The sequence below is a fragment of the Citrobacter sp. LST-B2 genome (assembly GCF_057983045.1).
In genome coordinates this window covers 4,545,002-4,569,029 of sequence record NZ_CP192598.1, presented here as the reverse complement: position 1 = coordinate 4,569,029, position 24,028 = coordinate 4,545,002, and the positions used below count along the sequence as shown (strand labels likewise).

25 protein-coding genes are annotated in these 24,028 nt (G+C 49.7%); 16 read left to right on the top strand and 9 right to left on the bottom strand.

The window, feature by feature from the left end; all coding sequences use genetic code 11:
• Window positions 1-10 precede the first annotated feature (10 nt).
• The 12 genes from ACQ0PY_RS22075 to ACQ0PY_RS22020 all read left to right on the top strand — a co-directional run bounded on the left by ACQ0PY_RS22075 (window position 11) and on the right by ACQ0PY_RS22020 (window position 12,246).
• Complete coding sequence (locus ACQ0PY_RS22075) at window positions 11-679, top strand: helix-turn-helix domain-containing protein (protein ID WP_054176700.1); 669 nt, start codon at window positions 11-13, stop codon at window positions 677-679.
• Window positions 680-761: 82 nt separating this feature from the next.
• Window positions 762-959 carry a DUF4762 family protein gene (locus tag ACQ0PY_RS22070; RefSeq protein ID WP_044257294.1) on the top strand — a complete coding sequence of 66 codons (198 nt, stop codon included), beginning with the start codon at window positions 762-764 and terminating at the stop codon, window positions 957-959.
• Between the two features lie 63 nt (window positions 960-1,022).
• Window positions 1,023-1,694, top strand: a complete 672-nt coding sequence (locus tag ACQ0PY_RS22065) for a thiol:disulfide interchange protein DsbA/DsbL (RefSeq protein WP_109739560.1) — start codon at window positions 1,023-1,025, stop codon at window positions 1,692-1,694.
• 5 nt (window positions 1,695-1,699) lie between these two features.
• Window positions 1,700-2,650, top strand: coding sequence for an ABC transporter (locus ACQ0PY_RS22060; protein WP_109739559.1), 951 nt, complete (start codon window positions 1,700-1,702; stop codon window positions 2,648-2,650).
• Between the two features lie 8 nt (window positions 2,651-2,658).
• On the top strand, window positions 2,659-4,767 hold the full coding sequence (locus tag ACQ0PY_RS22055) for a peptidase domain-containing ABC transporter (protein WP_109739558.1): 2,109 nt from the start codon (window positions 2,659-2,661) through the stop codon (window positions 4,765-4,767).
• The gene (locus ACQ0PY_RS22050; RefSeq protein ID WP_109739557.1) at window positions 4,764-5,915 is read left to right on the top strand and encodes an efflux RND transporter periplasmic adaptor subunit; all 1,152 of its coding nucleotides are present in this window, start codon (window positions 4,764-4,766) and stop codon (window positions 5,913-5,915) included. The genes ACQ0PY_RS22055 and ACQ0PY_RS22050 overlap by 4 nt, the downstream gene beginning before the upstream one ends.
• 3 nt (window positions 5,916-5,918) lie before the next feature.
• A complete protein-coding gene (locus ACQ0PY_RS22045) occupies window positions 5,919-7,850 on the top strand; it encodes an ATP-binding cassette domain-containing protein (RefSeq protein WP_109739556.1) in 1,932 nt (643 codons plus the stop codon).
• Window positions 7,847-9,226: a TolC family protein gene (locus ACQ0PY_RS22040; protein WP_044268451.1), complete on the top strand. Its 1,380-nt coding sequence runs from the start codon at window positions 7,847-7,849 to the stop codon at window positions 9,224-9,226. The genes ACQ0PY_RS22045 and ACQ0PY_RS22040 overlap by 4 nt, the downstream gene beginning before the upstream one ends.
• Window positions 9,213-10,466 (top strand): beta-ketoacyl-[acyl-carrier-protein] synthase family protein, encoded by a 1,254-nt coding sequence (locus ACQ0PY_RS22035; protein WP_109739555.1) that lies wholly within the window; start codon window positions 9,213-9,215, stop codon window positions 10,464-10,466. Before ACQ0PY_RS22040 ends, ACQ0PY_RS22035 begins: the two co-directional genes overlap by 14 nt.
• A complete protein-coding gene (locus ACQ0PY_RS22030) occupies window positions 10,463-11,269 on the top strand; it encodes a hotdog family protein (RefSeq protein WP_109739554.1) in 807 nt (268 codons plus the stop codon). Before ACQ0PY_RS22035 ends, ACQ0PY_RS22030 begins: the two co-directional genes overlap by 4 nt.
• A complete protein-coding gene (locus ACQ0PY_RS22025) occupies window positions 11,256-11,507 on the top strand; it encodes an acyl carrier protein (RefSeq protein WP_044268444.1) in 252 nt (83 codons plus the stop codon). The genes ACQ0PY_RS22030 and ACQ0PY_RS22025 overlap by 14 nt, the downstream gene beginning before the upstream one ends.
• 1 nt (window position 11,508) lies before the next feature.
• Entirely contained in the window at window positions 11,509-12,246 is a 738-nt protein-coding gene (locus tag ACQ0PY_RS22020; RefSeq protein ID WP_090050314.1) for an SDR family NAD(P)-dependent oxidoreductase, read from the top strand.
• A 33-nt stretch (window positions 12,247-12,279) separates the two neighbouring features.
• Here the strand turns inward: ACQ0PY_RS22020 and ACQ0PY_RS22015 are convergent, their stop codons facing one another.
• The 3 genes from ACQ0PY_RS22015 to ACQ0PY_RS22005 are packed head-to-tail and all read right to left on the bottom strand — an operon-like array spanning window position 12,280 to window position 14,692.
• The gene (locus tag ACQ0PY_RS22015; protein ID WP_224788351.1) at window positions 12,280-13,464 is read right to left on the bottom strand and encodes an HD-GYP domain-containing protein; all 1,185 of its coding nucleotides are present in this window, start codon (window positions 13,462-13,464) and stop codon (window positions 12,280-12,282) included.
• Between the two features lie 39 nt (window positions 13,465-13,503).
• Window positions 13,504-13,971: a FidL-like protein gene (locus ACQ0PY_RS22010; RefSeq protein ID WP_044257272.1), complete on the bottom strand. Its 468-nt coding sequence runs from the start codon at window positions 13,969-13,971 to the stop codon at window positions 13,504-13,506.
• A complete protein-coding gene (locus ACQ0PY_RS22005; RefSeq protein ID WP_044257270.1) occupies window positions 13,964-14,692 on the bottom strand; it encodes a winged helix-turn-helix domain-containing protein in 729 nt (242 codons plus the stop codon). Before ACQ0PY_RS22005 ends, ACQ0PY_RS22010 begins: the two co-directional genes overlap by 8 nt.
• Window positions 14,693-14,860: 168 nt before the next feature.
• On the opposite strand from ACQ0PY_RS22005, the gene ACQ0PY_RS22000 reads away from it, so the two are divergent.
• From ACQ0PY_RS22000 to ACQ0PY_RS21990, 3 genes are all read left to right on the top strand, one after another.
• Window positions 14,861-15,226: a FaeA/PapI family transcriptional regulator gene (locus ACQ0PY_RS22000; RefSeq protein WP_044257268.1), complete on the top strand. Its 366-nt coding sequence runs from the start codon at window positions 14,861-14,863 to the stop codon at window positions 15,224-15,226.
• A 558-nt stretch (window positions 15,227-15,784) separates the two neighbouring features.
• Entirely contained in the window at window positions 15,785-16,135 is a 351-nt protein-coding gene (locus ACQ0PY_RS21995) for a type II toxin -antitoxin system TacA 1-like antitoxin (protein ID WP_109739553.1), read from the top strand.
• Window positions 16,136-16,432, top strand: a complete 297-nt coding sequence (locus ACQ0PY_RS21990; RefSeq protein ID WP_146255629.1) for a hypothetical protein — start codon at window positions 16,136-16,138, stop codon at window positions 16,430-16,432. It begins immediately after the preceding gene.
• Window positions 16,433-16,615: 183 nt separating this feature from the next.
• On the opposite strand, the gene ACQ0PY_RS21985 is transcribed toward ACQ0PY_RS21990, so the two are convergent.
• From ACQ0PY_RS21985 to ACQ0PY_RS21960, 6 genes are all read right to left on the bottom strand, one after another.
• Entirely contained in the window at window positions 16,616-17,230 is a 615-nt protein-coding gene (locus ACQ0PY_RS21985) for a helix-turn-helix domain-containing protein (RefSeq protein WP_044268435.1), read from the bottom strand.
• 137 nt (window positions 17,231-17,367) lie between these two features.
• Complete coding sequence (locus ACQ0PY_RS21980; RefSeq protein ID WP_044268433.1) at window positions 17,368-17,862, bottom strand: fimbrial protein; 495 nt, start codon at window positions 17,860-17,862, stop codon at window positions 17,368-17,370.
• Between the two features lie 10 nt (window positions 17,863-17,872).
• On the bottom strand, window positions 17,873-18,865 hold the full coding sequence (locus ACQ0PY_RS21975; protein WP_142765428.1) for a fimbrial protein: 993 nt from the start codon (window positions 18,863-18,865) through the stop codon (window positions 17,873-17,875).
• A gap of 7 nt (window positions 18,866-18,872) precedes the next feature.
• Complete coding sequence (locus ACQ0PY_RS21970) at window positions 18,873-21,353, bottom strand: fimbria/pilus outer membrane usher protein (protein WP_109739551.1); 2,481 nt, start codon at window positions 21,351-21,353, stop codon at window positions 18,873-18,875.
• Window positions 21,354-21,397: 44 nt separating this feature from the next.
• On the bottom strand, window positions 21,398-22,081 hold the full coding sequence (locus ACQ0PY_RS21965; RefSeq protein WP_109739550.1) for a fimbrial biogenesis chaperone: 684 nt from the start codon (window positions 22,079-22,081) through the stop codon (window positions 21,398-21,400).
• Between the two features lie 74 nt (window positions 22,082-22,155).
• Window positions 22,156-22,695 carry a fimbrial protein gene (locus ACQ0PY_RS21960; protein WP_044257259.1) on the bottom strand — a complete coding sequence of 180 codons (540 nt, stop codon included), beginning with the start codon at window positions 22,693-22,695 and terminating at the stop codon, window positions 22,156-22,158.
• Between the two features lie 1,052 nt (window positions 22,696-23,747).
• Here ACQ0PY_RS21960 and ACQ0PY_RS21955 point away from each other — a divergent pair.
• Window positions 23,748-23,930: a hypothetical protein gene (locus tag ACQ0PY_RS21955; RefSeq protein WP_146255631.1), complete on the top strand. Its 183-nt coding sequence runs from the start codon at window positions 23,748-23,750 to the stop codon at window positions 23,928-23,930.
• Window positions 23,931-24,028: the final 98 nt, after the last annotated feature.

Genomic DNA, 24,028 nt, shown 5'->3' with positions numbered 1-24,028 from the left:
ATATTGAGGCATGGTGTATCAGTGTTTTCTTTACAACAAAGATCTCTTTTTTTCGCAAGGAATCAAAACAGTGATTGCCAGTTTGCTTGCGGAGAAAACGGATGTTTTATATTCCTTAACGGATGATTACACGCAATTGATTAAGCAGTTACAGACTCGCGTGAATGATGACTGCTGCCTGTGGATCCTCTGCGATTTGGACAGCCTGCCGCGTGAGCGGATTCGCGCGCTGCAGCTCATGAATAATTTCTATCAGCGTGAAAACAAGAATCTGATCATTTTATTAAGCGAGCACAACATGCCGCTGTTTTTCACGTTGTATGCGCTGTTGCCAAACGCGCACTGGTTATTGAAAAGCGAGAATCTCGCCAATATCACCCCTTTTTTTCAGGAATTATTGGACCAACGACGCCAGGGATGCTGCTTTAGCTATTCATTAGTGAATTACACCCGCAGAAGACTGCACCACCGGGAAATGAATTATACGATTTCCGGCAATGAATGGTGGCTGATGGAAGAGATATTCAAAGGGAAATCGCTGTCGCAAATTTCCGGTGAAGTGAATATTGATGTCCGACGCCTGAGCTATATCAAACGGCACTTAATGAAACGACTGAATATTAGAAACAACATTGCGTTATTCACGGTGTTCAAGGGAATTATGCCGTGTGACCCGTGAACTGTCTTTTCGGCAGTGGTATTTGCCGAGCGATCGGTGCAAGTGATTGCACCCCATTAAACCCTAAGTAAGGAAAACAGAGATGAAAAAATTAACTGCGATCGAAGTGGCTAACGTGGTGGGCGGAACCTGTAAAACCTGCGAAACCACGTATCAGAACGTCACTATTGGTGGTGTGACCTCCTGTAAGGAACTGACAACCTGCACGGATAAGCACGGTACGACCACGTCAATGAAAGATGCGAACGCCAGCAAGTGTGGTGGGGTTCCGAACCGCTAATCATTGGCTATGACCTGGAGGTACCCGCGCCTCCAGGTTTATCTTTTCCGCTGCGAGAATACTATGGCGACCCAATTTAAACGCATCACTATTATCAGCTATTCGCTGTGTTTGATCGTCATCTCTTCGTTGATGACGGTGCTTTGTTATCACATTTTTGTCTTTAATACCTTTGCCACGGATAACTCACAAACACAGGCTTTTCGTGAAGTCAGCACAGAACAAATTGCTCAGAGTCCGATTAAAGACGCGCGCAGCATTATCGAGGTGATGTCTTACGGTTGCCATTATTGTGCGGCTAATGAAGAAAATCTGGCGGAATTTTCCCGGACCCTGCCGCCGGGCAGTGTATTTACCGCGATTCATATTACCAGTGAGGACAGCGGTCTTGCTGCTTACGCGCCGATTTTCGCCACGCTGGAAGAGATGGGGATTGAAAAGAAGGTTCGCGACAGCGCCTATAACGCCGTTATTACCCGTAATGTCGACCTCACCGATGAGAAGGCATTGAATGCCTGGCTGGTAAAAAACAATATTGATGTGGATAAATTTAATACTCTGCGTCAGAGCGACGCGGTTAAAAACCGTCTCAGCACGATGGCGGCCATTACCGCGCATTATGATATTAACGCGACGCCGATGTTTATTATCAATAAACGCTATGTGGTCGCCCAGGACAGTGAATTTCCTCAATTTGCGCAGCGCATGCTGCAATTGCTGAAAGAGGATAAATAACCGCGGTGGTCAGATTTTTTATTATCTGGAGCGTATTTAGTTTTAAAAACAGTGCGGGATGGCTGTATGACGCGAAGCGTAATTTTTCTCAGGGAACACTGATTCTGCTGCGAAAAATGGTGCGTTATCTACCGCTGCCCGCATTACTGACCGTGGCGAAAGGACTCTGCGCGCTACGGTTGCTGGGGCGCTCTTATCGCTTACGCAATGCGGTGGCAAACGAAAACACCCGCTGCCTGATCGGGCAAACCGGCCGGGTGAACGCGGCCTGGATCGCGGTGCGTCGCCGCCTGCTGGAAGAGGCCGCAACATGGGGACAAAACCCGGCGCTACTCCAGCAGATCCGTGCCTGTGCGGCAGAACTTGATGCCGTAGTCGCACCGCTGCATCAGCAGAACATTCCTTACATTCTGGCGCCGTTACATACGGTGTCGGACGTGCTGGCGGCGATGGTCGGTGCCTGCGTCACGCCGGGTAAAGCCTGCGTGGTGGTCTCTTCCAGCGCCGAACTCTACAACGCGCAGACCCGTGCCCTGGGCGGTATCGACCTCTCCTATTGCTCCATCCATCAGCAGAACAAAACGCTGGCCGGCAGCCTGATGGAGCTCATCACCGATGTCGCTACCGGACGGCAGAACATGATTATTTTTCCCGATATCTCGCCGGACTACACCCTACAGGCCGAAGGGGCGCTGGCGGCGAAACTGCCGTGTCGTTTATTCGGCCGCAGCGCGAAGTTACACAATGGCGTGGTGCGCCTTTCCGGAGTGATTGCGGCGCAGGTGGTGTTTTATCACCTCAGCTACCACAACGGTCTGCACATTCATATTCGTCCGCCGGTGAGCAGTCAGAATGTCGCCCGCGAACTGCCTGACATTATTGAATCCACGCTGCGCGAATATCCGCAGGAGTGGCTTCTTTGGCACAGCCATTCTCTCTTCTTTATTAATCACTGATGATAAAAATGACGACCACGATCCCGAATCTGATCTTTCAGGAAGAGACCAACGAGTGCGGCCTGGCGTGCGTGGCGATGCTGGCACAGACGCAGGGGCAGCCTGTTTCGCTGGCAACATTGCGCGAGTGGTTTCCGGCCTCTGACCACGGAACCTCACTGGATACGCTGATGAGCATTCTGGCGCGGCTGGGTATTGCGACGACGCCGGTCCTGTTTGAGCACGATGAGCTGAGCGACCTGCCGCTGCCGGCCATTTTGCATTATGGTGCAAGTCACTATGTCCTGCTGGCCTGGCGCAAAGGCAACCACGTGTGCGTGATGAACCCGGCGATTGGTGAGCAGTGGTTACCGTTTGCCGCGCTTAAGCAGGAGATCAGCGGCTATGCCCTGATTGTCGAACCTGAGCAGGCCGTTGCCGCAGACCCTGATTTGCCGTTGTCGACAACCGCGCAGAGCGCGCCGCGGGCGATGAGCATGCAGGAAACTGCGGCGGTGCCGGGGATCTATCGGCTGATGCTGCTGACCTTCCTCGTCTCGCTGACGCTATTTCTGATGCCGACGATGGTGAGCAACGCCATCAACCAGGCCTTTTCCAGCGTGGAGAGCAGCGACTTTCCCTACGGCTGGTTTATCCTGGCGTTTGTCGCCTCCTCACTGATGGCGCTGGGCGTGCGGGTGATTAGCGAACGCTTTATCAAACGCTTTGTGCTGATTCACAGCGGTGTGGGGTTTTCCCGCCTGCTCCACAACCCACTGCGTTTTTTCGAAAAACGGGCGCCGGGGGAGATCTTCAGCCGCTTCACGGCCTGGCAGATTGGCCTGTTGCAAAAGATTGAGCTGGATAACGGCCTGCGCTCCGACTGGGTGATCTGCACGATCGCGCTGGCGATCATGTTCTGGATTGCGCCCGTGCTGGCGGCGATCTCCGCCGTCGGCGTCACGGTAATGGGGGTCATCAGCGTCTGGGCGGTGATCCGAGACCGCTGGTTCACCCAGCAATTGCAGCTGAAAAGCGCCACCCTGAATGATTTTTTCATGGAGACAATTCAGGGCATTTTGACCGTCAAAACCGCCGGACTGGAAGGGCAGCGCCAGGGACAATTTGCCAACTTCAGTCGCGATCTGTTTTCGTGTCTGCAACGCCAGAAGGTCTATCAGCAGGTGAAAGAGGGGCTGTATCAGCTCACCGGAAGCCTGGAGATGGTGGTGTTTATGCTGGTGGTTCTGCCGATGGTGCACAGCAAACTGATCTCACTGGGCGATTTTTTTGCCTATAGCTTCCTGCGGCAAATATTCACCTCCTACGTCACGCGTATCTTCTACGCCATCATTCAGAAATCGCAATTGAACGTGATCGACACCCGCGCCCATGCGCTGTTTGCGCCACGAGACGAGGCGAAGCCCGCTTCGTTTGCGATGCAACTTCCCACCGATACCGCGCCGGATCTGACGTTTGCGTCGTTGTGCTATGGCTACGATCCCGCCAGGCCGGTGCTGTCGTCGGTGTCGCTGTCGCTACGCGCGGGCGATCAGATTGCAATTGTCGGTGAATCTGGTGCGGGTAAGAGCACTTTACTCCGTCTGATTGCCGGCCTGTTTTCTCCGCAGGCGGGGGGCTGTTATGCCGCAGACGAGGCGTTGACTGCGCAACAACTTGCGCAGTTTGTCTGCCTGCAAAGTCAGGAGGATATTCTGTTTAACGCCTCGGTTCGCGAAAACATTACGTTGTTCGACGCGCACTACCGCGAACGCGACCGTGGGCGGATTGAGGCATTGCTGGAATCCCTCGCGCTGGGTGAGGTGGTACGCGGATTACCGGGCGGTATCGACGCCCTGATCCGCGAAAGCCACGCGGCGCTGTCGCTCGGTCAGCGTCAGCGGTTATTGCTGGCGCGCGCGCTGTACAGCTCACGTCCGGTGTTGTTGCTTGACGAACCGACCGCCAATCTTGACGACGACACCGCGGCCATTGTTATGGAGACGATTCACGCTCATTGCCAGAAAACCGGTAAGTCACTGATTGTGGTCACCCACAGCGACGCGATTCTGTCGCGGTTTCAGCGAGTTTATCAACTGAACGACGGCACGCTCAGCCCGCTGGAGGTCAACGTATGACGCCGAAATCGCGTTGGCTGCTGATCGGTGGTGCAGTAGCGCTGGCCGTTGCGATCGGTGGCACCTGGGCGTCGCTGGCTTCGACCTCGCCGCAGGAGAGTTTACCGCTGGAAACCATTGGCACGGGCGATATCGAAAAGGTGGTGCTGGTGACGGGGGTTCTGAAACCGGCGGTGCAGGTTAACGTCGGGGCGCAGGTCAACGGACAATTGCGCAAGCTGTATGTGCGCCAGGGCGAGAAGGTGCAAAAAGGACAACTGCTGGCGGAAATTGACCCCACGTTGCAGGAGTCCGATCTGAACAACACGCGCGCGCAACTGGCCAGCGCTAAAGCGCAAAAGCTGTCGGCGCAGGCGACGCTGTTACGTTATCGCCAGGAACTGAACCGCCAGCGCATGATGCTGCGTGACGGCTCTGCCGTGCGCAGTGAATACGAGCAGGCGAAGGCGCAATACGATGCGCAGGTGCAGCAAATTGACGTGAGCGATGCGCAGATTGTGCAGGCGGAGATGGCGGTGAAAACGGCGCAGGCCAATCTCAGCTATACCCGCATTGTGGCGCCCATCGACGGCGAAGTGCTGGGTATCGTCACCCGGGAAGGGCAGACCATCGTCTCCTCGCAAACGGCACCGACCATTCTGGTGCTGGCGAACCTCGACACCATGCAGGTGCAAACGCGTATCTCCGAAGCCGACGTGCAAAAAATCCGTCCCGGTCAACCGCTGCGCTTTTACGTCATCGCCAATCCGGATAAACGCTACGTCAGTACGATGGGCTTCGTGCAGCCTGCGCCGCAGGAAGCGCTGGAAGCGCCCGGCGAGAGCGGCATGGGCGGTAATCAACAGGCGATGGCGGTGTACTACACCGGTACCTTTGAAGTGCCTAACGCTGAGCGCGAGCTCAAAACGTCGATGACGGCGCAGGTCTTTATTCAGATTGCCGAAGCAAAAAACGTATTGCGCGTGCCGGTCGCGGCGCTCGGGCAGGCGCTGGATACCGAGCGTTACACCATCACGACCATTGAAAACGGGAAAACGCACACCCGCACCATCCGCATCGGGATAAATGACCGGCAATACGCCGAAGTGCTGGAGGGATTGCAGGTCGGCGATCGCGTGGTGCTGGCGCAGGACACGGTGCGAGGATAGCGGATGGAACCGATTATCGTCTTACGCCAGGTTTGCCGGACATTCCGCGCGGGAAGCGAGACGCTTGCGGTGCTGAGCGACATTTCACTGACCCTCCACAGCGGTGAGATGGTGGCGATTGTGGGCGCTTCGGGTTCGGGGAAGTCCACGCTGATGAACATCATCGGTTGCCTGGACAAACCTTCTTCCGGCGAGGTGTTGATCAACGGAACGCCGGTACATGATGCCGACAGCCTGCACCTGGCCGATCTGCGCAGTCGTTATCTGGGGTTTATATTTCAGCGCTATCACCTGATGCCGTATCTGACGGCGGAAGAGAACATCGCCATTCCCGCGCTGTACACCGCAATGTCAGCGCAAGAGCGCAATGCACGCACCCATCGTCTTGCACGTCAGCTTGGCCTGGAAAACCGACTCCAGCACCGCCCCGCCCAGCTTTCGGGGGGGCAACAGCAGCGCGTGAGCATCTGCCGGGCGCTGATCAACGGTGCGCATATCATCCTCGCGGATGAGCCCACCGGCGCACTCGATAGCGTCAGCGGCAAGGCGCTAATGGACGTGCTGCATCAGCTGCATGCGGCTGGGCACACGGTCATCATCGTCACCCACGACCGCGACGTTGCCCGGCAGGCGCAGCGAATGATTGAGATCAGCGACGGGCGAATTATTCGCGACGTTCAGCACGCCGCCGTTCGTCGGCCGATTACGCTGCCGGAGCAGGATAACGGACGCGCCTCGCTGGGCCGCCGTCTTCATGAAGCGGTCCGCATGGCCTGGCGTTCGCTGCTCGGACACCGGATGCGCGCGTTTCTCTCCATGTTGGGGATCATCATCGGCATTGCGTCGGTGGTGTCGTCGATGGCGGTAGGCGAAGGCGCACGGCAGGCGATCATGAGCGAGATTGGCAAACTGGGAAGTACCACGCTGGAGATCCATCCCGGCACAGGGTGGGGCAGCAAGCGCCCGGATATGGAGCGCGCATTGTCGATGGACGATGTGCGCAGTTTACAGGCGTTGCCGTGGATCATGGGCGTCTCGCCGGTGGTCAGCAGCACAACGCTCGCGGTTCGCAAAGGGCTCGACTCCTCCATGATGCTCTCCGGCGTGTCACAGGACTTTTTTGCCCTGCAAGGGCTGCGCTTTGTGCAGGGAAATGGCTTTACCGCACGCGACGTCGCGGAAGGCGAACCGCTGTTGATTCTCGATGAGACCGGGCGCGATACGCTGTTCCCCGGTGGCGAAAATCCGCTTGACGAGATAGTCCAGATTGGCGGCGCGCCGTGGCGGGTGATCGGCGTGGCGATACGACCCGGCCCGAAAGTGGTGGGCGGGTTTATGACCGCCTGGGTTCCGCATACGTCATTACAGCAGCGACTTACCGGCGAAAAACCGCTGGAATCGTTGATTCTGCGTTTTCAACCGCGGCTGGAACCGCATGAGGCGGCGCTGCGGGCGGAACGTCATCTGCTGCGGGAACATGGCCGGAAGGACTTCTTTATCCAGACCGACGATCAGCTGGCGAACGCATTGCAAAAAACCTCTGACTCGATGTCGTTGTTGATTACCGCCATTGCGGCGATCTCCCTGCTGGTGGGCGGCGTCGGAGTGATGAACATCATGCTGGTGTCGGTGACAGAGCGGACGCATGAAATCGGCATCCGCTTGTCGGTGGGGGCGCGTCCCTCGGACATCATGAACCAGTTTCTGATTGAGGCCGTGATGATCTGCGCCCTCGGCGGCCTGTTGGGCGTGTTCGGTTCGTGGGTGGCGGGGCATCTTTTCGCCCTTGCGACCGATGCGTTCTCAATGGTGTTCACTGCGTTTCCGGTGCTGATGGCCTGTGGGTTTTCTGCCCTGATCGGCCTGACGTTTGGCTATTTTCCGGCGCGCAGGGCGGCTCGCCTCAACCCAACCGAGGCGCTGGCCCGCGAATGAAAAGACTGCTTGTGTTGCTCGCACTTTTATTGCTCGCGGGTTGTGGCTCACTGACCCGCAGCGACTACCAGCGTCCGCTGTTGTCTTTGCCCACCCAATGGGGGCCTGCTACCGACACGGTGTCGGAATACGGCTGGCAGCGTTTTGGCGATCCCCGACTGTCGCGGGTGATTGAACAGGTGCTGGAAAGCAATAACGATCTCGCGGCGGCGGCCATCACCGTGCAACAGGCGCGCGTGGCGGCAGGATTAACTGACACCAATATGACCCCCGATGTGGCGGTCAGCGGTTCTGCCAGTAACAGCAAAAACACACGCCGGGGAACATCCGCGCAGGAAAACTACAGCAGCGGCATCACCATCGGCTGGGAACTGGATCTGTGGGGAAAACTGGCGCGGGCCCGTGAGCAAAGCGAGTGGGAAGCGGTGGCGAGCGAGCAGGATTATCACGCGACGGTACTCACCACGATGGGCACCACCGCCCAGTTGTACTGGCGTATCGCACTGTATAACCAGCAGATTCGCAATCAGCGTGACGGTCTGGCGATTTCGCAACAGACCGTGCAGCAGGTGACGTCATGGTTTAACGCCGGGAAGGTCGGCCAGCTCGATGTGTTGCAGGCGCAGCAGGCCCTGCTGGAACGAGAGAATCAGTGGCGAACGCTGGTTCAGCAACGTCAGAATACGCGCAATGCGCTGGCGCTGTTGCTCAACAGACCGGCAGAACAGCATGCCGATGAATCACCCGCGCTGGATGCAAACCAGCAGGTGCCGATTGCGCAAAAAACACCGCTACGGGTGATTGCGCAGCGGCCGGACATTCAGGCCGCGGAGTCGCGTCTGCGCGCGGCCCTTGCGGGTTACGACGCCTCAAGGCTGCAGTTTTATCCCGCACTTTCGCTTGATGCCTCACTGAATGCCGGCAGTCAAATCTTCAGCCAATGGTTCCGCGATCCGATCCGCACGATTGGCGGCACGCTGGCGCTGCCGTTTATCCAGTGGAACACCCAACAGCTCACCGTGAAGCAAGCGGATCTCGCGGTAAAACAGGCGGCAATCGCCTTTCGCTCGACGGCCTACGCCGCGCTCGCCGAAGTGGATGAAGCGATGGAAAACCGCCTGAGTGCTGATGAACAGCGCGCACGACTTCACCAGTCGCTGATCCTCAGTCAGCGGCGTTTAACCCTGACGGAAAGCCGCTATCGCGCGGGTGCCGTGGATTTTCAGACGTTGTTGAACGCGCAGGACGATCTGTTGACGTTAGAGAACGCCCTCGCACAAACCCAATACGACTACCTCTACGCCACGTTGCAGCTCTGGCTGGCGCAAGGGGGTGGCGAAACGCAATACAGGATGATGCAACATGAAGCCGAATAATGAATTTAAGCGGGTCGTCGTTACCGGGTATGGCGCCGTGACCCCACTTGGCGCGACGGCTAATGAGAGCTGGCAGGCGATGATGGATAACCGTCTGGGCTATCGCTACGTCGATAAAACGGCGCAGAATATCAACACCCATTTTCTCGGGCTGGTGGATAACGAGCCGAGCCTGGCAGGTGTTCCTGCAGTGATTCGTCGTCGGCTGCCACGCTTTGCCCGGCTGACCGTTGGCGCGGCACGTCAGGCTATGACGATGGCCTTTGGCGTCAGGCCGCCGCAGGAATACTACTGCACGCTCGACTGCGGCGTGATCATGGGAACCGGCTGGGGAGGACTGGACGAAAGCTACGACGCGCAAAGTGAGTTTGCGGCCGCGGGCGTCGCTTCACCGTTTAACTGTTTTTATTCGATGCCCAGCGTCACCACCGCAGCATGCAGCCAGTTCTGGGGACTCAATGGTTACCAGAATACGGTGGTTGCCGCCTGCGCGACGGGGACGATCGCTATTGGCGACGCTTACGAGGTGATCCGCAGCGGCAGGGCAAAGATGATGCTGGCCGGCGCCGGAGAATCTCTCACCAGCCACTGCGCGGTGTGGAACATTGACGTGCTGGGCGCACTGAGTAAGGAGGCGTCGGATCCGCAGCGCGCCAGCTGTCCGTTCAGCGCCCATCGTAGCGGCTTTGTGTTATCGGAAGGGGCGGCGGTGCTGTGTCTGGAAGAGCGCGAAGGGGCACTGGCACGCGGCGCGACGATCCTCGGCGAGATTACCGGCTACGCCAACTTCTCCGACGCCTGGGATTTCACCTCGCCGGCGGAAGACTGTCTTGCCCGCGTGCAAACCATCACCCATGCGCTGCAACAGGCGGAGCTGGAACCGGAGCAACTCGACTACATCAACGCGCACGGTACCTCGACGCCGCTGAACGATATCAATGAAACGCAGTCGCTAAAAATGGCGCTGGGGGACGCGGTGTGGTCCATTCCGGTTTCCAGTACGAAATCGTACTCCGGGCACTTAATTTCCGCGGCGGGCACCTTCGAGAGCATTGTCTGTCTGCAAGCTATCGCCAACGGCATCATTCCCGCGACGGCCAATTTCCAGCAAGCGGATGAATGCTGCGATCTGGATTATGTGGTTGAGGGCCATCGTGCGGGCAATGTCCGTCGCACGCTAAACCTGAGCTTCGGCTTTGGTGGCGCGAATGCGGCGTTGATTCTGGAGAAGCACGTATGATGCCGCTTCATTATGGTCAACAGGATGCCCGGCGCTGGGCCGCGTTTTCGGGCGATTACAACCCGGTACACTTTGACGAGGCGTGGGTGAAAGCGCGGGGCGGAAGCGGACTCAGCGTACATGGCATGCGCGCCTTGCTGGACGTAAAGCGGTTTATCAGTCCGCCGGTCGACGACGCCCCGTTTCTGAAATGTACCGTGCGTCTGCGTCGACCGCTGTGGCGGGATACCGCCTATCGACTGACGCGCGATGCGACTAAGCGGGTTGCGGCGTCGGTGCGGGAGTTTTCTGCCGAAGAGACCTGCCTTTCTTGCCAGATCACGCCGGAGAACCACCTGCCACTCGTCGATGGCGAAAGCCAACGGGTTCTGGATTCGTCGGCGCTGGCCGCGCTGCACCGGACGTTTCTGCCGCTGTTGCCCGACGCTCAGCAATGGCATTTTCTCGACGCCCTGTTGTTTCGTCATCTTCTCCAGGATACCGCGCTGTTACGCCAGCAGGCGATTGCCGACATACTGCCGACGTGTCGGACGCTGGATGCGCTGTTTTCTCACTTTCCTGTTGTACAGACCCATCAGGAAGTCATTTTTGACAGTCATCTGCTGGCCCCCTGGCGAGCAGAGTCGCTACCGGAACATCTAGAGATCGACACCTTGCCGGCCCTGGTGGTTGGCGACCTTGCGAATGGCGCGGTGGTGGTGCGAATCGCCGCGCGAACCTGTTATCAACATCACTACATTAGCAATGCCGTAACGCTTAAAGTCGGCGCGCTGACAAAAGGAAAATCAAATGAGCCAGCATGAAATGATCTACGACAAAATCAGTGAAATGATCTGTGACGCCAAAGACCTGGCGCCGGAGGCGCTGACACCAGAGACGACGCTGCCTGAACTGGAGCTGGACAGCCTCGACTACGTTGAACTGATGGTACTGGCGAAGCGTGAATTTAACGTCACGCTCAACCCTGAAATGTTTATGAAAAATCCAACCATGACGCTTCGCGAACTCAGCCAGCGTATTGCGCAGGAAATGGCAGGTTGATATGGCAAAGAAATGGATGCTCATCACCGGCGGCAGTCGGGGAATCGGCCAGGCGCTGGTGAGTCACCTGTTGCCTGAATGGAACATTGTCTTTACCGGTCGCAACGAGGCCGGGATCGCCCGCACGCTGGACATCGCGCAAAGCCAGAGTACGTCGACCTGGGTGAAGGGCATTCGCTGCGACGGCAGCGATGAAGCCAGCGTCGAGCAGTTAGCCATGTCTCTGCTCGAGGCGCATGGCGCGCCTGCCGCTATCATCCATAACGCCGGTATGACCAATGACGCGCTGCACATCCACCAGAACGCGCGAGACTGGCAGGAGGTGCTGGGAAACAATCTGGTCGCGGTGGTGAACTGGAATCGCATTCTGCTGCCCGCCATGATGACCCAGGGCAGTGGCTCGATTGTGTTTATGTCATCCGTGACGGCCATAAAAGGCAACAGCGGACAGACGGCCTATGCCGCCAGCAAGGCGGCGATGATTGGCCTGACACATTCGCTGGCGCGAGAAGTGGGGCGTTTTGGCATTCGGGTGAATTGTCTGGCTCCGGGGTTGATTGAAGGTGAGATGGTTCAGGCTATTCCGGAAGCCCGATTGAAAACCATGCGGCAGAATATTCCTCTGCGTCGCCTCGGACGCACGCAGGACGTCGCCCGCGCGGTTGCGTTTCTGACCGGGGAAGGGAGTAGCTATCTTACCGGTCAGACGCTGGTGCTGGACGGTGGTTTGTCCGCCTGATAAGCAAGAACCGCGAGAATGGCATCTCGCGGTTCAGGTCAGGCCTAGCTGGTTAATTCTCTGGACCAGGGCGCGTCGCTCTTTGACCGACTCCTGAAAAATTTGCAGTAAAACCTCGCTATTTTGCCGCACAATGTCCGCCAGTTCAGGGGCGATTTCTGCAGTTTCCCCGACGCGTACTTTAAATTCCGATGACAGCGTGACGCCCTGCAGCAACGACGCCAGCCAGATGCTGGCCTTCAGAATCCTCACTTCAAGAGGATGGGTGGCTTGTGCAACCCCTGTCTTTTGAATTTGACACCAGCGGGCAATATCCCGAATGGCTTCAATTGGATAGAGTTCACCCCAGATAGCATTATCTTCCCCGGTATGTGCCGGAGCGGCGCACAGCGCCAGAGACGTCAGGTTATGCAACAAGCCACCTATTTCGATTTTCAGGCACTGGACCGGGGAAATTCCCATTTCTCGAGCCAGGTAACCGGAGATACGGCCGACAACCAGGGAGTGCTGGACGCCGTTCTGGCTGAACCCATCAATAATAAACGCCAGCATGTTGGCGATATCGCGAAAGTTATGCAAAGAGATGGAGTCGTTATGGATGCGGGGGATGTCCTGGATATAATCGTCGAACTCTGTGGATTTAATTTTTAACCAGAAGTGTTCGCAATTTGCTACTTTTCTGAATGCATTGATAAATTCGGGGTTATATAAAATATGTTCGCCGCCAACAATGATATTAATAATTTCCTCTTTTGCCGATAATATATCGCTAGCACGGTAAAGGGCGATTAAAACATCCAGACGATCCGCCAGATAAACGACATGGCTCTCTCTGGGCACTTTTTCACCGTTAACGTAGTCGCCTTTTCCATTGTCCCAGTGGGTGTGGTGATAGCGAACAATCGAACTTAACGGATTCAGTAAAGGAACGCTCGCCAGTAATTCAGCACCGACGGCCGCATGGTTATTGAGTTCATTATCGTAATAGCTGAGGGGTTGAAGACGCGATTCCTCGTTCAGTCCTCCAATATCATGAAGCAGGGCCGCCAGCAGCGTTTTCCTGCACTGTGCAGGTGTGAACCGCGATTCCCTGGCCAGGTGCCAGGCGATGAATGCCGTTCTGACATGATGCAGGTTAAGCCTGGGGTTAATCATGTCTATTATTTTTGAGATGCAAGCCAGTGATTCTATTAATTTTATATTCATATAATGAGACATTTAACTTTCGCTGTGCTTCGTTAAAGAAAACCACGCTAATTAATCTCGTTTGCAACCATATTGCGGGAATACGTGGTTACCAAATAGTATGACATTATTATTGACTTTTTTTAGGAAAATTATTTTGTCGTCAGGGCCTTTGCCAAACAACAAACTATTAGCAATCTCATCATCAACATTATCAGTATTATCATGTATGGTTTTGACACTCATTATCTTATACAGATGCGCATTGGCATTGTATGTTTCATATTTCATTTTGAGCGTGCGCGAGATTAAATACTTTTTTTCATTATGTGTGAGCAGCCCGTCAATATTGATAAGAAGTTGATCATCCGTCATGTGGACAAAAATTAGCCCTTCGGCGCGAATGTTGTCGCTGTTGATACTCTGGATAACAGAAAACTGTGACTCGCATGAGAAAACCGGGGGCCGGGTAAAACAGTAAACCGCGCCGATCAATAACAGGCCGACACCGATCAAAAGAAAAATGGCTTGTTTAGGCATTATTTTTTTCTCTGTAATAAAAACTCATGCAGCTGTCTTTATCACATTTAATGAGTAACAATTGCACAATATCACCCAGGTCTCCTTGTACCTGTTGCTTGTAAACGTACAACTCCTTTTGCTCTGAGCAATCGAATGGTTGTGGGACAAAATCAAAGCTCTTTGTCACCTCTCGTAATGAGAGTGAGGAGGGCATAAAAATGACGCACTGACCCTCAACCAGTTTTTGTATATCGGTGTCGGCTCTGAATGAACCTGGATTTATTATGAGCAGAAGGAAGGCAATTGCCAGAGCGATAATGCGGGTAAAGCGCTTAAGACAGCGTTTCTGTGGTTCAACTGGCGGAGCCTCCGGCTCCTTTTCTTCAAGGAATGGCGTTCGATACTCACGATCGTTATTGATAATGGCATCTTCCGCTATTTTGAAACCAATACGAGGAACCGTGACAATGATTTCTTTTGCGATACCCAGATCGCTCAGGTTTCTGCGCAATGTGGAGATATATTGATTTAGATTACTATTTGACGCTCTGGCGCCATATTTATCAAAAACAGTCTGAAAGATTTCATTTCTCGAAAGGATATCGCCTTGATGATTGAGCAATTCAGCCAACAAGCGTGTAGAGGTTTGGGATAATTCAACGCAATCCCCAGTCAACAGGTTAACGAGAGACGCATCCTCTGTGTCAAAAGTGATAAATCCCTCAATGTCGAACCTCATGTTCATCTCCACCCTAGACCCTGCTTTCCTCTAACATACAGTCATCTCTCAATAAAACGACATGAATATTAGATAAAAATCCTGTATTTGCGTTCATTTCAAGCTAATGTTGCTGGTTGAATCAGATGAACGCATACTGCTAACACCTTCAAAATCCAGGAGTCTGCAATGAAACTCTCGCTGCGTTCATATAACCCGGGTACAGCACATCCAGGCTACAACGTACCTCATGACAATCTGCAGATGTTAGCGGCGGAAATGGGAATAAGTGACCTGCCGATGATCAGGGGGCCGGAACAATTTTTTATTCTCAATCTATTAAAAGATCACAGTACTCAGGGCCTGTCGACCAGAGAACTTGCCGATCTGTGTGGCATTTCAATTTATAAAGTCAGACACTTACTTCTTCCGCTGGAGAAATATGGCCAGGTTATAAGAAATAAAATGCAAAAGCACCATCAGTGGTTTTTGTCAAAGGACTCTACAGATATTGATTGGCATTCTAACAAGGGGTATTTTCATTTGCAACAATGAGTGAAAAGTCAATTAGATAGCCCTGATAATATGAAAAATACTGGTTATAATCTCGCGAACCATTAGGAAAAATCCCAATAAAATATTAATGTTCGCATGCTGTCACTATTGCCTTTTGTCCATTTTGTTTATACTTGTGCAGAGTGGACGCTTGATCCGTATTTACCAGTAAGTACAAGCGTAGCACTAAGCACTTTTTAAGCCGCATTACATTTTTGAATGGTTTGCTTATCAGTTGCCCTTGAAATCTGGTTTCAATGGGCAACTATTTCTCGTTAATGATCTTTATATCCTGCCAGAGATTATTGCATCTGACTCTACTGGTATCCGGCCTGTGTCCTGATGAGTTTGTACACACTAGCGATCATGGTTAGCATGTTTTTTCACGAGGAACCGCGCATACCGTTGTAGATATATTCTCTTTTGTTTTTTTTGTTCTGTCCTGAAATAAAACGGAAGGTGACAATCACCTCTGTATTAACCATGAGATTGGTTGCTTAGGTGAGACCGTTCGGTGGCTGGCACGAAATTAAACGGCATCATCGCATCTCTATCTTAATGAGATCAGCATTACGCGTGCTTAATACTTTATGTCCATCGCTACAGAGGAGGACAACACCCTGTCGGGCGCGGACGGTCGGTCGGGGATACACGAAATCCTTAATCTGCGCATTAAAACTCGCTGAGCAGGTGTGCGGCAAAAACCAGACTGATTTTATCCCGGAAGCAATCCGCACTGCTGTCGGAGAAGCGCTGATCGAGAAGCGTATCATTACGGCTGATCCGCAGACCGATCAGGCATTTCGCACTCGCCTGGATCAGGCACCTGATTCGCCTCACGTCGGTAATATTTGTACTCCGTTCTGCTGCGGTGTTGATTTTATAGATAACCGGTTGAAATTGCTGTGAATGAAAAAATCAGGTTACCGGCGCCTTCCGTACTTTGATTTGTTGCGTCGGCGATTCGAAGGTAATGGTTTACCACTCGCTGGCCTCAAGCGTGGTGATGACGAACATTCATCTGGCCGCTTTCGCCGCAATGCGATCGATACGATCCCTGTTGTGGTATTGGCAAGGGTTAGGGGAGAACAATCTCTGCATTCTCTGGGAATCGGGCCAACGTTGGTGGGTAATGCCGGATTGCAGGTGATTCATGTAGAAGAAACTATTAGGATCTGCGGGATACAAGTTTATGACGTATACTGAGAGAGTCCATTACACCCCATTGAAGTTATGACCCAGAAATTCAGTGAAAAGTTTATCGTTTTTCAAAAGTGTGACATCGTGCGCAGTGCGTTTATTAGAAGGTTTATTTGTAATGGTCAGATATTTGAATAGATTATCGAAATAGTCATTGCACATGAGCATCCCGTTTAATACGAAAAATATCTAGAATTTCTTCGGTAGAGAATTAACTTCGAGTAACACTCCCTTTATTATTTTTATATATCCACCGGCTTTCAACTGCTTGAGGATATACATTACTCGACTGCGAGACAGCCCAGTGCGGTCGATGATAAATGTCGACGTTACAATTCCAACCCGCTGTTCTAACGTGTACTTGATTAATTCCTGTAGTTGTTTGCTGATGAGTTCATAAGCATCTTTTCCTAGTATGGATTTGTCCCTATAAGAGTAATAGCCAATACGTCTTGAAAGCAGTTCAGCAACAGACTCCCACAAATTAAGCTCACTAATTAGTGCTCGAACTTTGTCATTAGGCAGCACATAGGCTACTGTTTTCCCACTCCCTTTAATAACGATATCAATGGGGTTAAACATCAGAGCAAAACCAAACATGAAAGGGGCATTTATCACTCCGACAACAATGTTATCTCCTTTTCGAAACACATTGATGGTTCCTTCGGTGACGTAATAGATATTCTTATCATTCGTTGCATCAACAACAAACTGTGCCCGATTATACAACCGCTTTTCACCATGACGTATCATCAACTCAAAAAGTGGGTTTGAATAGTTATTATTAGCGGGCGAAGTATTCATGTTTACTCCAGTCAAAAACATAGCCTCATAAACATGGTTCCCATGTTTTCATATCAAGTTTAGTGTAATAAAAAAAAAGATTCCATCGTTATCGCTTGGCTGATATGACAAGAGGCGTTCGGGTTTGCATATTTTAATCAAGGATATAAAATGGTAAACTCAACGACCGCTGACAGAGTGCCTGATTTGAGCGTCCCGTCTAAAGGTACAATCTTTGCTTTCATCGGAAACGATGCTCTGCCTGTATCGGGATCAACGACCTGGCTTAAAACACGCCCGTTACTGATCAAAGTATCATCAGTTTTGCTTCTTATTTCTACCGCGACATTTGCAGCTGTCCCATTGTTTTTTATATATTGGTTATTCGTGCCTGCGGCTTCGCCAGCGAATTGTAGGGAAACACTCGGCATCCCTACATTACAATTCAGATCGATACTAAATTCCTGGGCAGGTGTTGAGTTTACCTGCTTCACATCGACTTCGCTAAAGTCAACATAGATATCTTTATCACCAATAACAGTGCAACCGTTCTGATATAACCTGACATGGAAATTAAGGTTGAATGAGCCTACTGCATATACGTATGCAGAACACAGCAGCAGCAAAGCAACCAAATATTTATAAATAAACATATAGCTCCCGCTAGTTATAAAAAACTGATACCGTCACAGTTGGGCTATATTCCCCTGGCGTAAGTACACTGCCATCAAAATAAAGCTCTACTGAAAAGGGTAACGTAACACTGAGCACATTAGTCAGATTTGCAAAGTCAACCAATTGAAACATATCAGAGAAATTGACATAACCGTTGCGAGTTTTATCAAAAATTTTCAGATACATCCCATTAAATCTCACTTTGTCACCATCAGTTTCCGCAGTGGTGGTATAAAGGGCCGTCAGATTGAATGGGTCGTTACAACTACGCGAAACGGTGATTGAAAAATCTTTTTTATCTTTAAATTGATCCGGCGAGGTCGTATCGGGCAAAAGGATATTACCGAAATCGATAATTGTTGGCGTGACATTTATATTTGCACTGCAGCCTATAAAGCGAATTTTTTTCAAGCCTGTGATTTGAAAACGATAGTTACCATTGACGTTCAAGCCACCGACGCCATCAAGCTGAAAAACAGCGAATGTATCACTCCCCTGATAGGTTCCTGATGCAGATCCCTTTTTCCTGACCTTGACATAATAATCGATTGTATAAAAGCTACTGTGGTTGGCTTTACATTCAGATGACGTGCCACCGCCCGGGCAGCTCACCATCCAGCCCGGTATATGCCACTTGCTTCCCTGGCTTATATCGTCAAAATCCTGGCCATTTACCACGACCCCCAGCTGTATACCTGTGCCGACAGCCGATTTTAGTGGGTTAGTGTATAAATAGACATCTTCATTTTTATCGCCGTTATCTGACCAGCATTGAATTTGTAAATGAAAGAGTGGTGAACGCCATGCCATACTACCATCAGGGTCAGTTTTAGGTATCGCCACAGACCCTACCGCCTGGGTTGCAGTCTGACTCTGTGTTTCCGCATCGACACATTTAATGGCCAAAGCCTCTCTGGACATTATCAGCAATAAGAACGAGAAAACGATAAGTAGTAGTCGATAATATTTGAAATTATTCATGTAGTTATTACTCACACGTTGCAGTTGTCTTGTACATATTTCCGGCGGAAGGTTGACCGACCAGATTGTAATGAGACTTGCAGTTATTGTTTGCATCATTGCCCCATCTCACTAACAAACTTCCTTTTTCGCTTTTCAAACCACTGATATAAACCTGCCCAAGATCCCCAACAATAAAACTCTGTTCATCGGAATTATCGCTCCCGACTAAATTTACCATTGCGCCAAATGGCACATACCCTGAGCCATTTTTCAAAGTTACTAATGCCTTATAGCCATAATGAGAATTAAACCTGGCTTTGACAACAGCACCTTTGGTTGGCGTGACGGTAACACCATTATCTTCAACTTCAACATTATCCGAAAAAGTGCCTGGATCGAGAGAAATATCATTTTTACGATATGGACTAAGGCTATTCATTACCGCATAACCAAACCGATCAATTCCAGAACCGGCCTGATTATAAATACCAGCACCCTTAGCTCCTTTCGCTTCAACAATAGCAATAGTTTCACCCAGCGGTTGAGATAAAGTCACACCGCCACTGTGGATTACCACACCACCCGATATACCGTAATTTATTTGCTGTGAGTCCGGGCTATAGTTATAACCCAGATTTGTTTCCGCCAACGCACCTCTGTAATCGGCCATGAAGCTTCCAGAATAACTTTCCCGGTCTTTTGTTTGTTGTATATTCCAGGTAAGGTTATTTTCTTCCAATGCAGAACCGCTAAGACCTATAGTCTGTGTTGCGCCGCCATGCTCGCTGTTATTTAAGTTATAACTTGCCCATGTATCAGGCAAAAATCTTGACAACGGGATATTAACATTGAGCATCAATGAGTTTTCGTTATACGTCGTTCCGTCGCCGTTATTGGCTGTAGTATTTTTGTTTAAACTATAGACTATAGAATAAGTAACGCCTGAGAATGAATTATTATAACTGAATGAATATGATTTAAGTTTTTCATCATTATTCCAGTATTTTTCTTGTACCGCGTTGCCTGTTATACTGCCGAGATTCTCTCCCAAGGATTGTGTTAAGCTGATTTCAGCTCGGTCACGGCGGCGATTCGGCATTGCATCTTCATTGCCATATGATTCAAGCACTTCTTGCAAATTATAAAAACCTTCCGTCGAGTAGCGGTAACCGGCAATGGCAAAGTTGGTGCCTGTATCGACAAAATCCTTACTGTAACGCACACGGAATGAGCGTCCGGATTCACTACGTGAGTCATTTAGTTCTGATTTTGCAGCAATAACATCTACTGAAATAGCACCAATGATTCCTAAATTACGCCCAAGGCCGATTGCAAGAGAATTATAATATTTCGCATTCTGCACACCACCGTATATAGTTATTCCCCACGGCAAACCATAAATTGCAGTCCCTTGCACGAACGGTGTTTTTTCTACATCAGAATTAGATGGACGGTATTGTCCAGCGGTAACACTGTATTTCAAGCTTTTTTCACGTTGCAACAGGGGCAAAGATGCATAAGGAACAACAAATTCCTGTGTGCTCCCGTCCTGCTCTTTCACTGTCACAGTCAGATCGCCCCCCTGTCCTGTCGGATAGAGATCGTTAATTTCAAATGATCCCGCAGGAACATAACTTTGATAAATAATGTATCCATTTTGCTTGATCATAACCTGAGCATTACTTTTGGCGATGCCACGCACAACGGGGGCATATCCACGCAAGGAATCAGGTTTCATATCTTCATCTGTTGCCAATTGCGTCCCGCGAAATGCGACACTATCAAATATATCGGATGGGGTGTTGCTATCGCCCATAGTCAATTGGCTACTAAGAAACTTTATATCACGCTGAACATAGGTATAAACGCTATCAACCTGAGTCCCATTGACATCATCATGATTTATAGAACTGTAATTTCTGAAACGCCATGGGCCGATATTTATTCCAGGTAGAATGCGTGCATACTGACTGTTCGTTGTGCCACCGGCATCATTTTTCGTCTCATCGCCAGAAATACTGTAATTCAATAAAAAGGCAGGAATACCTTCATCCCATAATGAGGGGTCTACAAATCCGCGCACTTTTTGAGACAATGCAGCCTGAGGAATACTCAACTGCAATTCCTGGCTTGATAAATCATAGTTAGCTGAAGCTTGAGATATGACCTTAAAATTTACACAACCATCAGTTTCTTTTAGTTCTGGAAAATTTGCGACAAGGACACCTAAATTTTTTAGAAAGTCCATGCTCAGGCAAGGCGTTAGTTCCCCATCTTCGCCATTGGAAAAATTAATATCTTTTGAGGCAAAGAAATCATTATTCAAAATGATATCAACGCGATACTTCCCTGCGCGTTGCATTCCATTTTCAAATGATGACAAATCAACCCCTTTGATCTCTGGTCTATTATTTTCTAATAGCGCAGAATTAAAGTGGTCGCGAGGCAAAACATTAAATGGATAACCTAATGATACTAAGGCAACCAACAATGCCAACCTCTTCATTCGAGGGCTAGATCCTTGCAAGCAGTTCATTAGATAGTCCATTATTATATTTTGGAATTAAATTCTTTACTCAGGCCGCCATAATCATTTATTAATTTAAACGATATAGCGCCATTTTTCATTAGACCAGGAAGCGTAAAGTTTGCGCTAGAGTTTGGTGCAACATAGGATGCTGATTTGATCGCGCTACCATTGAGCTTAATCTCTCCAAAGTTCATATAAAATGGAGATGGATTTTTTACACTTAATTGATTCCCACTGATATTCCATTGCAGATTTTCAGCAAAACTTTCAGGCTCTATACCTTTTAATTTTTTGGGTCGGTAAATCAATTTCATTTTACTTTTAACAACAACCTGTAAGACATTACTGGACGTTTCCGATGATGAAGGTATTGCTTTTACATTGAAATAAAACATTGATTCCTGATTTTCAGGCAAGGAACTTTCTGTATAGACAATCCGCATCATGCTTTTCTTGCCAGCATTCAGTCGATACAGGGGCGGTGTGACAATAAAAGGCACTTCCTTTGTGACATTCTCTACATTATCCACCCAGGTCTGAATCAAATAAGGATGATTGTCAGGATTGGATACAGTAATGGACGCATCTTTTTTTGTCGCATCATAAATGATACGAGTACCGCCTATAACAACCCCAGCATGAGCAGAGGAAGCCAGGAAATAGCCACCTAAAATAGCTATGATAGAGATAATTGAACGATTCATAATGATATCTTATATAATATTATAAATAGCACGTGAAAATTACTCCACGTGCTAATTAGTCAATACTCCACCAATTAGTTGTAGTTAAGAGTAAATTGAACACTGGAGTTTGCCGGACCGGCAGTAACAGCTGCGGCCACCTGCTTATAACGAGCATACATCGGCATGGTAAGCTCAGTTTTACCCGCCTCTAAAGCGTATGAATCGCTATCGGCAAACAGTGGAACGGCGTTTTTACTCTTATCTAACAGCTCAATCGCAATGCCTGTTGCAACGCCGTCTTCCTCGGTAAGAGCAAGAACACTATTATCGCCAGCGTACGCAGTACCATCAAACTTAACGGTAATGCCATTTATACCAGTTGCAGGACAGTCCTTCACTTTTAAGTCAAACTCAGTCGCTGAAGCGTATGTACCCGTTCCGGTAAAAACAGTTTTACTCACTTTACCGAGATCAACATTCATTGTGTTATTTGCGCCGATATCAACCGTACAGGCTGTACCAATAATTTCACCGGTGAAATTAACAGTACCATCGTTGTTAGCCTGGGCTGTTGACATCCCCATAACAACAGACATACTCATAACCGCAACTGCAAAAAACTTATTACTCATTTTTAAATCCTTCTATCCTTAGACGCATGTCTTTTATTAACCTTTTAAAACCACTTTGCTGAGCCCAGAAGGTTAGCTGGAGTAATATTAATTCTATGTGACTCTAATCCGAATAGTAAATGTGTCCTAATTAGTATGTCCACTCCCATATAGGACTTCATTAATTAGTTATTCGTATGCTAAAAAGACTAATCGCAATAAAATTATATCATTGAACAATTCATCTGTAGTCGTTGCGCCGAGCTACAATCCGCACCACCAGGGGCAATCCCCCCTCGTTAGCGAGGCTTTTTGTCTCTAAGCAACCAATACTTAAGTCATACTAACGTATAAATGTGATGTATTAATTTTTATTTGCAAAGTCTTTGGATATAGGCAGAAAATGCGATTTCATCACTTCAAAGCGGTCATTTAGTAAGCTTTTTTTATTGTGAGTAACAATGGCTGTTGCATGTCACTATTTTCAGAAAACTGAAACTGTCCGAAAAATGGTGTGGAAAAAATAGAGGAGTCAGTTATAATTGTCAGGTCTGCTTTTTCTCATTTCAGAGAATTTATCTCTACAATACATATAGACAGGGCGTTATAGATAATATTGTCGCCAGCGGACACTCCTTCAGGAAATTAGTCTGACTTTTATTATTATCAATGAGTTGGATAGTTGGGACATGAAGTTCAGCCAGAAAAGCATCTTATTGGTATGATATTCACGCAGAATCTTGAATGTCATAATCTGAATTTACGTATAATTATTACATTAATCCTGTTTGATTTTGAGTTAGTGCAGAACAAAATATAACTTTATATGCGTCCAGATAATCTGGATGGGTCATTATTCTTTTTATTGCGTTTTCCCCATGATTGATCTTTTGATTACGATTTTCACCCGACATTACTCTATAGCTCAAGATGGTATAAAAACGCCACAAAGAAAAGTAATATTAATATCGTCATCACTCAGCGATTTATTATAACCCCCGATCTGCAAAACCAGTCGTTATTGCGCTGTCAGCGTATAGCGCTCGCGCAGGATTTGGCCGGGAATTCAAAAAATGCATGGAACTAAAGCGGGTTTGTTTACAGGCTTATCAGAGAGTATGGATGTCTTTGACAGCAAAGAACATTTGCAGAAATGGCGTGAAATCCAGCAAACAAATAACGTGTTGCAACGACCAGAAATCTACCGTAGCCAGAAAAGAAAAAAGCCCCGCTTTTCAGCGAGGCCTTATGAATAGTGGTGCCCGGACTCGGAATCGAACCAAGGACACGGGGATTTTCAATCCCTGTGACAAAATGTTAAATTCCATAGAAGAATGATCGGTATTTGTTGAAT

Excerpts from the sequence above, each read along its gene's own strand:
- ACQ0PY_RS22075 (WP_054176700.1), top strand. The coding sequence starts at position 11 with ATGGTGTATCAGTGTTTTCTTTACAACAAAGATCTCTTTTTTTCGCAA.
- ACQ0PY_RS22070 (WP_044257294.1), top strand. The coding sequence starts at position 762 with ATGAAAAAATTAACTGCGATCGAAGTGGCTAACGTGGTGGGCGGAACC.
- ACQ0PY_RS22065 (WP_109739560.1), top strand. The coding sequence starts at position 1,023 with ATGGCGACCCAATTTAAACGCATCACTATTATCAGCTATTCGCTGTGT.
- ACQ0PY_RS22055 (WP_109739558.1), top strand. The coding sequence starts at position 2,659 with ATGACGACCACGATCCCGAATCTGATCTTTCAGGAAGAGACCAACGAG.
- ACQ0PY_RS22050 (WP_109739557.1), top strand. The coding sequence starts at position 4,764 with ATGACGCCGAAATCGCGTTGGCTGCTGATCGGTGGTGCAGTAGCGCTG.
- ACQ0PY_RS22045 (WP_109739556.1), top strand. The coding sequence starts at position 5,919 with ATGGAACCGATTATCGTCTTACGCCAGGTTTGCCGGACATTCCGCGCG.
- ACQ0PY_RS22040 (WP_044268451.1), top strand. The coding sequence starts at position 7,847 with ATGAAAAGACTGCTTGTGTTGCTCGCACTTTTATTGCTCGCGGGTTGT.
- ACQ0PY_RS22035 (WP_109739555.1), top strand. The coding sequence starts at position 9,213 with ATGAAGCCGAATAATGAATTTAAGCGGGTCGTCGTTACCGGGTATGGC.
- ACQ0PY_RS22030 (WP_109739554.1), top strand. The coding sequence starts at position 10,463 with ATGATGCCGCTTCATTATGGTCAACAGGATGCCCGGCGCTGGGCCGCG.
- ACQ0PY_RS22025 (WP_044268444.1), top strand. The coding sequence starts at position 11,256 with ATGAGCCAGCATGAAATGATCTACGACAAAATCAGTGAAATGATCTGT.
- ACQ0PY_RS22020 (WP_090050314.1), top strand. The coding sequence starts at position 11,509 with ATGGCAAAGAAATGGATGCTCATCACCGGCGGCAGTCGGGGAATCGGC.
- ACQ0PY_RS22015 (WP_224788351.1), bottom strand. The coding sequence starts at position 13,464 with ATGTCTCATTATATGAATATAAAATTAATAGAATCACTGGCTTGCATC.
- ACQ0PY_RS22010 (WP_044257272.1), bottom strand. The coding sequence starts at position 13,971 with ATGCCTAAACAAGCCATTTTTCTTTTGATCGGTGTCGGCCTGTTATTG.
- ACQ0PY_RS22005 (WP_044257270.1), bottom strand. The coding sequence starts at position 14,692 with ATGAGGTTCGACATTGAGGGATTTATCACTTTTGACACAGAGGATGCG.
- ACQ0PY_RS22000 (WP_044257268.1), top strand. The coding sequence starts at position 14,861 with ATGAAACTCTCGCTGCGTTCATATAACCCGGGTACAGCACATCCAGGC.
- ACQ0PY_RS21995 (WP_109739553.1), top strand. The coding sequence starts at position 15,785 with ATGAGATCAGCATTACGCGTGCTTAATACTTTATGTCCATCGCTACAG.
- ACQ0PY_RS21990 (WP_146255629.1), top strand. The coding sequence starts at position 16,136 with ATGAAAAAATCAGGTTACCGGCGCCTTCCGTACTTTGATTTGTTGCGT.
- ACQ0PY_RS21985 (WP_044268435.1), bottom strand. The coding sequence starts at position 17,230 with ATGAATACTTCGCCCGCTAATAATAACTATTCAAACCCACTTTTTGAG.
- ACQ0PY_RS21980 (WP_044268433.1), bottom strand. The coding sequence starts at position 17,862 with ATGTTTATTTATAAATATTTGGTTGCTTTGCTGCTGCTGTGTTCTGCA.
- ACQ0PY_RS21975 (WP_142765428.1), bottom strand. The coding sequence starts at position 18,865 with ATGAATAATTTCAAATATTATCGACTACTACTTATCGTTTTCTCGTTC.
- ACQ0PY_RS21970 (WP_109739551.1), bottom strand. The coding sequence starts at position 21,353 with ATGAAGAGGTTGGCATTGTTGGTTGCCTTAGTATCATTAGGTTATCCA.
- ACQ0PY_RS21965 (WP_109739550.1), bottom strand. The coding sequence starts at position 22,081 with ATGAATCGTTCAATTATCTCTATCATAGCTATTTTAGGTGGCTATTTC.
- ACQ0PY_RS21960 (WP_044257259.1), bottom strand. The coding sequence starts at position 22,695 with ATGAGTAATAAGTTTTTTGCAGTTGCGGTTATGAGTATGTCTGTTGTT.
- ACQ0PY_RS21955 (WP_146255631.1), top strand. The coding sequence starts at position 23,748 with ATGCATGGAACTAAAGCGGGTTTGTTTACAGGCTTATCAGAGAGTATG.